This window comes from Sphingomonas sp. 1F27F7B, assembly GCF_005503355.1.
Taxonomy (GTDB): domain Bacteria; phylum Pseudomonadota; class Alphaproteobacteria; order Sphingomonadales; family Sphingomonadaceae; genus Sphingomonas.
In genome coordinates, this window is sequence record NZ_SCMK01000015.1 from 106,417 (window position 1) to 118,601 (window position 12,185).

The window sequence follows — 12,185 nt, forward strand, 5'->3', positions numbered from 1 at the left end:
GCGCGGGGGAGCGGGTTCTCCCTTGTTCCTGCGTGTCTTCGTCCTGATGGTGGTCTGCGTGGCGATAACGCAGCTGATGAACCTCGGCCTGCTGATCGCGGTGCAGACGCCATCCACCAAGGTCTACAGCGTCGGGCAGATCGTCACCGCGTTGCGCGCGCCGCGCGATGCCGATGGCGATTTCCTGATGTCCCACCCGGCCGACGTCGCACCGACGCCCTGGAATCCGCGCAGCGAGCGCATCGAGCTTGCCCTGGCCAAGGCGCTCCAGGTACCGGTGGAGCGCGTGCGGATCAGCTTTCCCACGCCGTTCATGCAGCGCGAGAAGATCTATGATCGCGCCAGCGTGCCGCCCGCCATTCCGCCGGCCAGCGACCAGGCCGCGCGCGGCGTGGTGGTGATCGGCGACTTCTCCGCGGCGTTCCGCATGAACGACGGACGATGGACTCAGATCGACTCGAATCACAGCTTCGAGCCCTGGCGGCTGTTCGTGCTGTGGTGGCTGATCCTGTCTGCGGCGGCGGTCGCTCCCTTTGCCTGGGCGCTCGCGCATCGCATCGCCAAGCCGATCGGGGCCTTTGCCGAGGCCGCCGAACGGCTCGGCCGCGATCCCCGGGCCGCGCCGATCGCGATCGTGGGGCCGACGGAAATCGCCGACGCCGCAGCGGCGTTCAATCGGATGCAGGCGCGGCTCAATCGCTATGTCGACGACCGCGCGACCGTGGTCGGCGCAGTGGCACACGATCTGCGCACGCCGCTGATGCGCCTCGGCCTGCGGCTCGAGGCGGCGCCCGACGCGCTGCGCCAAGCCTGTGAAGGCGATATCCGCGACATGGAAGCAATGATCTCCGCGACGCTGAGCTATCTGCGCGACACGACCAAGCAGGGCGTGCGCAAGCCGCTCGACCTGCGCTCGCTCGCGGAGACAGTGACCGACGACATGAGCGATCGTGGCCAGGCGGTTACGCTCATGCCGGGTGAGCCGGTGGTGATCGAAGGCAATTCGCCGGCGCTCAAGGCGATGCTCAACAACCTCGTCACCAATGCGCTCAAATATGCCGGCAGTGCCGAGGTTTCGCTGGCCGAGGCCGATGGCCAGGCGCTGATCGAGGTGTGCGACGACGGCCCCGGCGTGCCGCCGGAAGACCTGGACCGCGTGTTCGAGCCCTTCTTCCGCGGCGAGCGCTCGCGCAATCGCGATACGGGTGGGATCGGCCTCGGCCTGGCCAGCGCCCGCGCCGTGGCGCGCGCGCATGGCGGCGACCTCACGATCCGCAATCGCGCGGAAGGCGGCCTCTCCGCGCTGGTGACCTTGCCCGTCTAATACGGCCACAAATCAGAAACCTGCCGGCGACGTACCGAAATCCCGCCGACACCCGCACCGCCGAACCACTTGTCCGAGCAGTGAGGGCGAATGGGTCGGGATCCGCAAGTGCAGGTCGAGGGGGAAAGCAGCGCCTTGGAGCGCCTGCTTGCCCGCCCCGTGCCCTTGTGGAGTCTCGTCCTGGCGCTGTTGCTCGTCCCGATTGCCGCGATGGCTACCGGTGCGATCGTCGATGGCTGGGAGAAGTCGGGCTCGGTCGGGCGCGTCGCGATCGCGCTGGCTCGCGTGCCGGACACCATCCAGCATCTGTTCCGCAGCAATGCGCCTTATTTCCACGGCGCCTATGAGAAGCTGCCCGGCGGTTTTTCCCGCGATCCGGCGTTCGTCGACCCCGGCTATGCGCTGATCTCTCCCTTCGAGCCCCGGCGCAAGCGCTCGGTGGTGGAGCTGATCCGCCTCTCCGACGGCGCAGTGGTGCGCGAGTTCGTGCCTGATGTCGACGCGGCCAATGCCCGCTCGCGGTTCAGCTCCGCGCTCACCGACGTGCATCGCGACAAGAACGCCGCGCGCAACCGGCTGATGCATCCGCTGCTCCTGGCCGATGGCAGCATCGTGCTGCACGACAGTTCGCCGCTTGCCCGCTACGACGCCTGCGGCAAGCTGCTCTGGTCGCTGGACGGCATCTTCAGCCACTCGACCGAGCTGGGCCCGGACGGCGATCTGTGGGTGCCCTATCGCTATCCAGTGCCGCTCGAACCGGGCGTGAAGCCCGATTTCTGGGACGACGCGGTGGCGCGGGTCTCGCCCGAGGGGACGCTGCTGGAGGTCGATCGCATTGCCGACATCCTCGAGCGCAACGGGCTGGCCAAGCTGTGGCGCGGCCGGCCCTATGTCCAGGATCCCTTCCATCTCAACGACATCCAGCCGGCGATGGCCGATGGCCGCTTCTGGCGGAAGGGCGACCTGTTCCTCAGCATCCGCAACCTCTCGCTGATTGCTCTCTACCGGCCGGCCACGGGGAGGATCCTGTGGTGGAAGATCGGCCCGTGGCGCTTCCAGCACGATGTCAGCATCCTCGATGATCACCGCATTTCGGTGTTCGATAACAATACCTTGATGGGTTATCCGGACGAGCGGGTGAACGGGCATAACCGCCTGCTCGTCCATGACCTGTCCAGCGGTGAGACCAGTTCGCCCTGGGACAGGGGGTTTTCCGCCAACAACATCGCGACCCGCGCCCAGGGCCGCGGCACGCCGCTCGCCAATGGCGACGCGATGATCGAGGAGACCGAGCAGGGCCGCCTCGTCCGCATGTCGCCCGAGGGCGCGGTGCGCTGGCGCTACATCTCCGCCGATTCCGCCGAGCGGCGCATGGCCCTTTCCTGGGCGCGCTATCTCGATCCCGCCACCGATGGCCCGGCCATCAAAGCTACGGTGAACGCCAAATGTTCGTGAAACTTCTCAGAGGCTTGTCGATTGCCCTTGCGCTGTCGGCGCCGATTGCCGCCCAGGCCTATACCGGGCCCGGGCTGGGGCTTGGTGCGATCGGCGTCGCCTTCGGGCTGGTCGGCTCGATCCTGCTCGCGATCGTCTCGGTCGTCTGGTATCCGGTCAAGCGGCTGGTCCGCCGCATCCGCGGGCGGGCGCGGTGATCCTCTGCTTCCTCGCCATCGTCGCGGTGCTCGAACTGGCCCGCGCGCTGCCGCTCGTCCCGGCATTTCAGGAGCTTGCCGCGTGCAGCCGGCAGGCGATGCGGCTGATGGCCCGCAAGGGCGTTTCCGACTGGGGCAAGGAGCGGGCGCTCCGTATCCTTTCGGCCAGGATGTTCGTGCGATCGCTGCGGGCCGGCGGACTGCTGCTCGCCGCCGCCGCCCCTCTGCTGGGGCTGATGGCAATAGACGCCAACTGGGCGGAAATCGGCGTCCTTCAGACGGACTGGACGGCGAAGTTGGCGCTGATGCCCTTCACGCTCGGCTATGCCGTGCTGCGCTGGCAGGTGATCCCGCGTGTACAGCGGAGCTGACAAGCTCCTCCACCGCATCGCCCTGGGCTCGCCCGCGCTGCTCGAAGCGACGTTCGACATCGAGCGCGCCACGCACCGCAGGCGGATCGCGGAGACGTCGATCCGGCAGCCGGTGTTCATCGCCGGACTGGCGCGCGCCGGCACTTCGATCCTGACCCGGCTGTTGCACCAGGGCGGCGGTTTCGCCGCGCCGTCCTATCGCGATCTTCCGTTTCCACTTGCTCCGAACGGCTGGGCGAAGCTGGGCGGCAAGCGGCATGTCGAGGCCAGCGAACGCGGCCATGGCGACGGATTGACCCATGATCTCGACAGCCCGGAGGCGATCGAGGAGGTTTTCTGGCGCGCGCTGGAAGGAAATCGCTATCTGCGCCGCGACGGGCTGGCCCCGATGGAGCCGCGGGCGGAGACGCTCGCCAATTTCCGCGACTATGTGCGGCTGGTGTTGCTCCGCAATGGCGGTGCTCGCTATCTATCTAAGAACAATAACAATATCCTGCGCCTGGAAGGGCTGGCCATCAGCTTCCCCGACGCGTTCCTGATCCATCCATTCCGCGACCCGTTGCAGCAGGCGCTGTCGCTCCTTTCCCAGCACCGGCGGGCGATCGCGCTGGCGGAGGAGGATCCGTTCCGCCGCCGCTTCATGACCTGGCTCGGCCATCACGAGTTCGGGGCCGACCAGCGGCCCTTCCTGTTCGACGGCGCACCCGGCCGCGACGAGGACGCGACCCGCGTCGACTATTGGCTGAGGCTGTGGGACAGCGTGCACCGTGCACTGCTCTCGGCGCCGCCGCGCGTGCGGGAACGCCAGTTCTTCCTCGACTATGACGCGCTCTGCACCGCTCCGCGCACCTATGGTTCTCGCCTGGCCGCGACGATCGAGGCACCGATCGATTCCGCCGCGCTGCGGACCAGCGCCCCGCGCCATGGCGAGGTCGATCCGGGGCTGCTGGCGCGGGCGGCGGAAACCCATGCCCGGCTCCAGGCGCGGTTCCGGAGCCGGTTCGACTAGGGTCAGGGCCCGATCAAGGCCTTGATTTTGTTCGTCATCCCCGCGCAGGCGGGGATCCAGGGCCAAGGGCGGGTGCGTGCGGCAGGTCCAGCCCTCTCCGGAGAGCGCTCGCGTGATGGCTCCATATCCCGCATTACTCTGGATCCCCGCCTGCGCGGGGATGACGAAGGAGGGGTATTCGCCTCGGGGGTAATCGCCCGAGAAAGAGAAGGACTCCGGCTCGATGTCGGGGTGAATCCGCGTAAGCCCCCCGCCTCCCGCCGCGAACGACGATCCCTGTGGCTCGCCGCGCGCATTCATGATAGCGCTAACGTAAATCGACCGGCGGATCACGCGCCGGCGCCGGGTTCGGGCTTTCGCCATGCGGAGAGGGGCCAATGACGATCATCGGAACGCGCCGCGCGGTGCTGGGCGGCATCGGCGCCGGGTTCGCCACGAACGCGCTGGGCATGCCGGCCTGGGCGCAGGGCCGGCGCAAGCTCGGCTATGCGATCGTGGGGCTGGGCAATTACGCGACCAACCAGATCATGCCGCGCATGCAGGACTGCGCCTTTGCCGAGCTGCGTGGGCTGGTGAGCGGCACGCCGGCCAAGCTCGAGAAGTTCGGCGCGCAATATGGCATCCCCGGGACGCACCGCTACGACTATCGCAACTATGACCGGATCGCGGACAATCCCGACATCGACCTGGTCTATGTCGTGCTGCCCAACAGCATGCATGCCGAATATGCGATCCGCGCGCTCCAGGCGGGCAAGCATGTGCTGTGCGAGAAGCCGATGGCGGTATCCTCGGCCGAAGCGGAGGCGATGATCGCGGCGGCCGCCAAGGCGAAGCGCAAGCTGATGATCGGCTATCGCTGCCATTTCGAGCCGTACAACCTGCATGCCGTGGCGCTGGTGAAGTCCGGTTTCGTCGGCCGCCCGACGCTGATCACCGCCGAGCACGGTTTCCATGCCCAGCCCGGCCAGTGGCGGCTCGACCGGCCCTTGTCGGGCGGCGGCTCGCTGATGGACATCGGCATCTACAGCCTCAACGCCGCACGCTATCTGGCGGGGGAGGAGCCGATCGCGATCAGCGCGATGGAATCGACCGATCGCGGCGATCCCAGGTTCCGTAATGTCGAGGACCGGATCGACTGGCAGATGCGCTTCCCCTCCGGGCTGATCGCCAATTGCGTGTCGAGCTATTCCTCCGGGCACAATGCCTATCGCGTGACGGGCACCCGCGGCTGGGTGGGGATGGAGCCGGCCACGCCCTATGCGGGGCATCGGATGTGGGTGCGGCAGGATGGCCGAACCGAGGCAGTCACGCTGCCGCCTGCGCCCGGGAACCAGTTCGTCGCCCAGCTCGATCATCTGGCGGAAGCGGTGCTCACCGGCATTCCGCTGCGCGCGCCGGGCGAGGAGGGATTGCGCGACATGCGGCTGATCGAGGCGATATACCGATCGGCGCGCGAGGGCCGGGCGATCCGGCTGGCATGACGGAGACGAACATGATCGAGACGACGCGCCGCGCGGTGCTGGCCGGCATGGTGGCGCTGCCCCTGGTGCCCGGCGTGGCGCTGGGCGAGACGGTGGGGGGCATCACGCGCCTCGATCCGGCGCTCGACGCGATGATCGATCCGGCCAGCCCGATCGAAGTGATCGCCACCGGCTACCAATGGGCCGAGGGGCCGGTATGGGTGCGACAGGGCGGATATCTGCTCTTCTCCGACGTGCCCGCCAACATCGCCTATCGCTGGAAGGCGGGCGAGGGTGCCCGGCCGTTCCTCGACCCCTCCGGCCTGGCCGGGCCGATCCCGGCGGGGGTGCGCGAGGCGGGATCGAACGGAATGGCGATCGATGCGCGCGGCGACCTGCTGATGGCCGATTCGGGCACGCGCGCGATCGCCCGGGTGAACCTGGCGACCCGGCGGAAGACGATCGTCTCCGGCGCGTTCGAGGGCCGGAAGTTCAACAGCTGCAACGACCTGGCGATCGGACGCGGCGGAATCATCTATTTCACCGATCCGCCCTATGGCCTGGCCGAAGGCGATGCCTCGCCGCTCAAGCAGCTCGATTTCAACGGCGTCTATCGCGTCAATCCCGACGGCACCGGCCTGCACGTGATCGAGCGGCGGCTGAAGCGCCCCAACGGCATCGCCGTCTCGCCGGGGCTCGACCGGCTCTATGTCAGCCAGTCCGATCCGGAAGAGGCGCGGATCTTCAGCTGCGCGCTGGCGGCGGATGGTTCGGCGAAGGGCGTGCTGGCGCCGTTCGTCGACTTTGCGGCGGAGGTGGCGCGCAAGCTGCCGGGCCTGCCCGACGGGATGAAGGTGGCGAGAAGCGGCCATCTGTTCGCCAGCGGGCCAGGCGGGATCCACGTCATCGCGCCCGACGGCAGGAAGCTGGGGCTGATCGCGACCGGCAAGGCGGCGGCGAATTGCTGCTTCGGCGAGGACGGGCGGACGCTGTTCGTCACCTCGTCCGACATGGTCGCGAAAGTGCGGCTGAAGATGGCGGGCTGGTGAGGCGGGCCCGATCCGGTTCCGTCATCCCGGCTCTCCGCCGTTATCTCCGGTTCTCCACGGTTCTCCACGGTTCTCCTCGCCCCCGCCCTCCACCGTCATCCCCGCGCAGGCGGGGATCCAGGGTAATGCGGGATATGGATGCCATCACGCGAACGCTCTCCGGAGAGGGCTGGACCTGCCGCACGCACCCCACCCTTGGCCCTGGATCCCCGCCTGCGCGGGGATGACGGAGGGATAGCGGGGATGATGGGGGCGGTTCATCGAGCCCTGTCCCTGGCGAGGCAGGTTCCGGCGAGCGCGGGGAGGAATTGGGTGTCCATCCCCTCCTGCACGACCTAAACCCCCCTCCATGGCAGACGAACAGGCGATTCCCGCCGCGACCGTGATCGTGATGCGCGACGTGCCCGACGGGCCGCCCGAGCTGCTGATGGTCGAGCGCGCGGCCGCGATGTCGTTCGCGGGCGGCGCGCTGGTCTTTCCCGGCGGCCGCGTCGATCCGGGCGACTTTGTCCTGGCCGGGCGCCATGCGGGCGACGTCGAGGAGAATGCCGCGCGCATCGCCGCGATCCGCGAGACGCTGGAGGAAGCCGGCGTCGCGGTGGGCCTCTATCCCGCCGGCGACATGATCGCGCTGCGCGAGCGGCTCTATGCCGGCGAGCCGATGGGCGAACTGCTCGACGAAGCCGGCGCCGCGCTTGCGCTGGACCGATTGGTGCCCTTTGCGCGCTGGCTGCCCCGCGGCGTGCACCACAAGGTGTTCGACACGCGCTTCTATCTCGCCCGCGCGCCGGAAGGCGCCGAGCCGCAGGTCGACGGCAACGAGAATGTCCGCGTCTTCTGGGCGAGCGCCCGCGCGGTGCTCGACGCGGCCGACCGGGGCGAGGCGCACATCATCTTCCCCACGCGCCGCAATCTCGATCGGCTGGCGCTGTTCGCCCGGTTCGACAATGCCGTCGCCGATGCCCGCGCGCATCCGATCCGCACCGTGACGCCCTGGATCGAAGAGCGCGGCGGCGAGCGCCACCTCTGCATCCCCGACGATCTCGGCTACCCGATCACCACCCAGCCGCTCGACCAGGCGATCCGCATGTGAGGAAGGTGCGCCGCGCCGCGACGGCCGTGATCCTGCTCGCCCTGCTGATCGGCGGCGGGTTCCTGGCCTGGGCGACGCTGCGCAACCGGCCGCAGGACCTGCCCTGGACCCGGCTCGACCTCGGCCAGCCGATCGGCATCTTCACCGGCCGCAAGCTCGCCGGACTGACCGACGACTATGCCGAGTGCCGGGCGCTGCTGCGCGCGGCGGGCGTGCGCTATGCGGTGCTGCCCAGGATTTCCGGCGCGGAACCGCAATGCGGCTATGCCGACGGGGTGCGCTTCGCTCCCGGCGGATCGCGCGCAATTGCCTTCGCACCAGCCAATCCCGGCATTTCCTGTCCGGTGGCGGCGGCGCTGTCGCTGTGGGAATGGGAGGTCGTCCAGCCGGCCGCGCAGAAGCATTTCGGCGTGGCGGTCGCGCGGATCGAGCATCTCGGCAGCTATTCGTGCCGGCGCATGTACGGCCGCAGCGCCGGCGACTGGAGCGAGCATGCGACGGCCGACGCGATCGACATCGCCGCCTTCCGCCTGGCGGACGGGACGCGGATCGGCGTGCTGGAGGATTGGGAGGCGGGCGGCGAGAAGGCCGCCTTTCTGCGGGAGGTGCGCACCGGGGCGTGCCGGCTGTTCTCGACGGTGCTCTCGCCGGATTACAATGCGGCGCACCGCGATCACCTGCACCTCGACGAAGCGAAGCGGGGGGAACTGGGGTGGCGGGCCTGCCGATAGGCAAGCCCGCGCGGCATTCAGTGCGAGAGCGACGCGGTGTCGACCTTCTCCACCCAGGCCGGATAGAAGCTCGGCTGGCGGTTCGACCAGCCCGAGGCAGTGGCGGCGGCTTCGCTGATCGACTGGAGCAGCTTGCGGCGCAGCTCCGGATGGAGGTGCGGCAGCGCCGCCGCGGCGCAAAAGGCCGAAGGCAGCCAGGGGCGCACTTCGGCGCCGACCAGCCGCTCGTAGAGGAAGCGGAAGCTCGAGAAGCCGGTGAGGCGGCCCTGGCTCAGGTCGAAGGCGGCGATGGCGACGAGCGGCGACATGAACGGCTCGATGGAGTCGAAATCGCTGTCGTCGGGCATCAGCGCGCGGACTTCGTGGAGGCGCTCATAGACATGCGCCTGGGCGCGGATGCTGGCGGCCTCGACCACGTCGCGCGACCAGCGCGCCATCGCGTCGTCGCGCTCCAGCCCGATGTCGAGCGAGCGGCGCACATAGCGCTGCGTCGCCGCGCTGAAACCCGCAAATTCCTTCATTTCGGCCAGCGTCATCGCGCCTTCCGCCGGTTTCGCCCTTGCTCCCATAGCTCCGTACTCCCACCCCAGATCGTGACCCTCCGAGACCGATACTGCGGCAATATGGTTAACGAGCCGCTGAACCAGTCGTCGTCCCCCGTTCATTATAGGAACCCAACTGATTCCGCGGCGCAACATGGATGCGATGAACCGAAGTCCCGCTTGTGGAAAACCTCGAATACTGATGGGTTTGCACCGGGAAATTGCCCATCCGGGACGTATCCGGGTCCGGGTTCGCACGTAGGCCGGGCGGGCGCCCCACTCGCTTCGGTGGCGTGCCGGCGGCCATGGTTCCCTGCCGGGGCACGCGAATCCGCAAGTCATCGACTCGGCGCAACGGTTCGTCCCATCGGCCGGCCGCGGGCCTATACTTCCGTCCTATGATCTGGTCAGTCGCTGTTCATCAGACTGCTTCCTGACCGGGGGGTCCATGAATTTCCGTGTTTTCGCAGCGCGTTTCGCGTTGATGGCTGTTTGCACCCTGATGATGGCCGCCCCCCAGGCGGCTTCGGCCAAGGGCCGTACCTTCTGGCAGTGCGCGCCCTATGCCCGCGAGATCTCCGGCGTGAACATTCACGGCAATGCCTGGACCTGGTGGTCGCAGGCCGCTGGTCGCTATCAGCGCGGCGAGACCCCGAAGATCGGCTCGGTCATGTCGTTCCAGCGCACCGCGCGCATGCCGCTCGGCCATGTCGCGATGGTCAGCCAGGTGATCAGCGACCGTGAAGTGCTGCTCACCCATGCCAACTGGTCGCGCGCCGGCGGCATCGAGCGCAACGTCCGCGCCGTCGACGTCTCGCCCGAGGGCGACTGGAGCGAAGTGAAGGTGTGGTTCGCGCCGATGGGCGGGCTCGGCACCTCGGTCTATCCGGTCAACGGCTTCATCTATTCGGGCGGCGCGCCGCACGACCTCGACGAGAATTTCAAGCCGTCGCTCGATCTCGACCTCAGCGACCTGATCGCCGAAAGCAAGAACGAGACCCCCGACGCGGGCTGATCGCTTCGCCGTCCTGGAATGGAAGGGCCCGGCACTGCCGGGCCTTTTCGTATCCGCCCCTCCCGGAAGGAAGGGGCCCGGGCGTCAGGGAAGGCACGACGATCCGCATGCCGCGACCGCGCGCCGGCCGCGCCGCGGTCATCGACTCATCCGTCGTCCGCCGTCGGCGCGGGGATGGCGGGAGACGGATGTTCCTCCTGGCGGGACATCGCCCAATGCAGCCGCACCGCGCCGTCGCGTGATATCCCGGCTTCCGCCGCGATGATGCTCTGGTATGGAGCGGTGCAAAGGAGCAGCCCATGCCCATCGACGCCACGCGGCCCTATGACGACCAGAACATCTTCGCGAAGATCCTGCGCGGCGAGATTCCGTCGAGGAAAGTCTATGAGGACGCGCATGCCCTGGCCTTTCACGACATCAATCCGCAGGCGCCGCATCACATCCTGGTGATTCCCACGGGCGCCTATGTCTCGTGGGACGATTTCTCCGCCCGGGCGAGCGAGGCGGAGATCGCCGGCTTCATCCGCGCGATCGGCCATGTCGCGCGCGAGGCGGGATTCGTGGAACCGGGCTATCGCCTGCTCGCCAATACCGGCTTCGACGCACATCAGGAGGTGCCGCACCTCCATGTCCACATCTTCGCCGGCAAGCCGCTCGGCCCGATGCTGGCGCGCTGATCGAGCGGGGATCCGGGGCGTCATGCATTTCCTGCACACCTTCCATCTCGCCTCCTATCTGGACAGCCTGGTCAGCTACGCGCTCGCGCTGGTGCTGGGCGCGCTGATCGGCGCCGAGCGGCAATATCGCCAGCGCACCGCGGGGCTGCGCACCAATGCGCTGGTCGCGCTCGGCGCGGCGGCGTTCGTGGATCTCGCCCAGAAGCTGGCGGGTGATGTCGAGGCGGTGCGCGTGATCTCCTACACCGTCTCGGGGATCGGTTTCCTGGGCGCAGGCGTGATCATGAAGGAGGGCATGAACGTCCGCGGCCTCAACACCGCCGCCACGCTCTGGTGCTCCGCGGCGGTGGGCGCCTGTGCCGGCACCGACATGGCGGCCGAAGCCGCGACGCTCACCATCTTCGTGGTCGTCGGCAACACGCTGCTGCGGCCGCTGGTGAACGCGATTAACCGCATCCCGCTGGCCGGCGGCACGCTGGAGGCGACCTATTCGGTCACGCTCACTGCCGATCCGGCCAACGCCTCGGCGCTGCGCGACACGCTTGTCGATCACCTGGAGCTGATGCGCTATCCCGTGGCCGATACCGAGATCAGCGAGCGGTCCGAGGATCTGGTCGAGATCCGGGCGACGCTGGTCAGCACCGGGGCGGTCGATGCCGATCTCGACGCGATCGTCGCGCACCTCGCCAAGACCCGCACCGTGCTGCACGCCACCTGGGAAGTGCAGACGCACGATTGAGCGGCGAGAGCGGGCCGGCTTGCCAAAGGCGGCGCGGCCTGCTTGCCTGGCCGCCATGCGTTATCTGAACCTCGCCGTCGCGATCGTCGCGGAAGTCACTGCGACTTCGTTCATGAAGCAGTCCGAGGGTTTCACCCGGCTCGTCCCCTCGGCGATCACGATCCTTGGCTATGCGGTCGCCTTCTATTTCCTCTCGCTCACCCTGCGCGAGATTCCCACCGGCGTCGCCTATGCCATCTGGTCGGGCGTCGGCATCGTGCTGATCGCGGCGATCGCCTGGGCGTTCCAGGGGCAGAAGCTCGACCTGCCCGCCCTGCTCGGCATGGCGCTGATCATCGCCGGCGTGCTGGTGATGAACCTCTTCTCGCGCGCCGCCGCGCATTAGAGCGGGATTCGTTCAGCAAACCCCGTCATCCCTGTCTGAAGGGGATGATCGCCGACTGGTTCCGGGGTCCACTGCGCGCCAGGCATAGGGCGGGAGATTCGCGGCGTGGCACCGCGGCGGGGTGAACCCGGCACGGGG

The 12,185-nt window shown here is 68.3% G+C and carries 14 protein-coding genes; 13 read left to right on the top strand and 1 reads right to left on the bottom strand.

Annotation, left to right across the window (positions count from 1 at the left end):
* The first annotated feature begins 22 nt into the window (after positions 1-22).
* The 9 genes from FFS08_RS15025 to FFS08_RS15065 all read left to right on the top strand — a co-directional run bounded on the left by FFS08_RS15025 (position 23) and on the right by FFS08_RS15065 (position 8,689).
* Positions 23-1,324: a sensor histidine kinase gene (locus tag FFS08_RS15025; protein ID WP_249341062.1), complete on the top strand. Its 1,302-nt coding sequence runs from the start codon at positions 23-25 to the stop codon at positions 1,322-1,324.
* 90 nt (positions 1,325-1,414) lie between these two features.
* Positions 1,415-2,779 carry an arylsulfotransferase family protein gene (locus FFS08_RS15030; protein ID WP_137862426.1) on the top strand — a complete coding sequence of 455 codons (1,365 nt, stop codon included), beginning with the start codon at positions 1,415-1,417 and terminating at the stop codon, positions 2,777-2,779.
* Positions 2,780-2,793: 14 nt separating this feature from the next.
* Entirely contained in the window at positions 2,794-2,976 is a 183-nt protein-coding gene (locus FFS08_RS15035; RefSeq protein ID WP_212742023.1) for a hypothetical protein, read from the top strand.
* Positions 2,973-3,347: a hypothetical protein gene (locus tag FFS08_RS15040; protein ID WP_137862428.1), complete on the top strand. Its 375-nt coding sequence runs from the start codon at positions 2,973-2,975 to the stop codon at positions 3,345-3,347. The genes FFS08_RS15035 and FFS08_RS15040 overlap by 4 nt, the downstream gene beginning before the upstream one ends.
* Positions 3,331-4,356, top strand: a complete 1,026-nt coding sequence (locus FFS08_RS15045) for a sulfotransferase (RefSeq protein WP_137862429.1) — start codon at positions 3,331-3,333, stop codon at positions 4,354-4,356. The genes FFS08_RS15040 and FFS08_RS15045 overlap by 17 nt, the downstream gene beginning before the upstream one ends.
* Before the next feature lie 377 nt (positions 4,357-4,733).
* Positions 4,734-5,837 carry a Gfo/Idh/MocA family protein gene (locus FFS08_RS15050; RefSeq protein WP_137862430.1) on the top strand — a complete coding sequence of 368 codons (1,104 nt, stop codon included), beginning with the start codon at positions 4,734-4,736 and terminating at the stop codon, positions 5,835-5,837.
* A gap of 11 nt (positions 5,838-5,848) precedes the next feature.
* Positions 5,849-6,865 carry an SMP-30/gluconolactonase/LRE family protein gene (locus tag FFS08_RS15055; RefSeq protein ID WP_137862431.1) on the top strand — a complete coding sequence of 339 codons (1,017 nt, stop codon included), beginning with the start codon at positions 5,849-5,851 and terminating at the stop codon, positions 6,863-6,865.
* A gap of 349 nt (positions 6,866-7,214) precedes the next feature.
* Complete coding sequence (locus tag FFS08_RS15060) at positions 7,215-7,958, top strand: NUDIX hydrolase (protein WP_137862432.1); 744 nt, start codon at positions 7,215-7,217, stop codon at positions 7,956-7,958.
* Positions 7,955-8,689, top strand: a complete 735-nt coding sequence (locus tag FFS08_RS15065) for an extensin-like domain-containing protein (protein ID WP_137862433.1) — start codon at positions 7,955-7,957, stop codon at positions 8,687-8,689. Before FFS08_RS15060 ends, FFS08_RS15065 begins: the two co-directional genes overlap by 4 nt.
* 17 nt (positions 8,690-8,706) lie before the next feature.
* Here the strand turns inward: FFS08_RS15065 and FFS08_RS15070 are convergent, their stop codons facing one another.
* On the bottom strand, positions 8,707-9,258 hold the full coding sequence (locus FFS08_RS15070) for a hypothetical protein (RefSeq protein WP_137862434.1): 552 nt from the start codon (positions 9,256-9,258) through the stop codon (positions 8,707-8,709).
* 421 nt (positions 9,259-9,679) lie between these two features.
* On the opposite strand from FFS08_RS15070, the gene FFS08_RS15075 reads away from it, so the two are divergent.
* The 4 genes from FFS08_RS15075 to FFS08_RS15090 all read left to right on the top strand — a co-directional run bounded on the left by FFS08_RS15075 (position 9,680) and on the right by FFS08_RS15090 (position 12,047).
* Positions 9,680-10,246, top strand: a complete 567-nt coding sequence (locus tag FFS08_RS15075) for a CHAP domain-containing protein (protein ID WP_137862435.1) — start codon at positions 9,680-9,682, stop codon at positions 10,244-10,246.
* Positions 10,247-10,545: 299 nt separating this feature from the next.
* On the top strand, positions 10,546-10,923 hold the full coding sequence (locus FFS08_RS15080) for a histidine triad nucleotide-binding protein (RefSeq protein ID WP_137862436.1): 378 nt from the start codon (positions 10,546-10,548) through the stop codon (positions 10,921-10,923).
* 22 nt (positions 10,924-10,945) lie between these two features.
* Positions 10,946-11,662 carry an MgtC/SapB family protein gene (locus tag FFS08_RS15085; RefSeq protein ID WP_137862437.1) on the top strand — a complete coding sequence of 239 codons (717 nt, stop codon included), beginning with the start codon at positions 10,946-10,948 and terminating at the stop codon, positions 11,660-11,662.
* 55 nt (positions 11,663-11,717) lie between these two features.
* The gene (locus FFS08_RS15090; protein ID WP_137862438.1) at positions 11,718-12,047 is read left to right on the top strand and encodes an SMR family transporter; all 330 of its coding nucleotides are present in this window, start codon (positions 11,718-11,720) and stop codon (positions 12,045-12,047) included.
* The last annotated feature ends 138 nt before the right edge of the window (positions 12,048-12,185 follow it).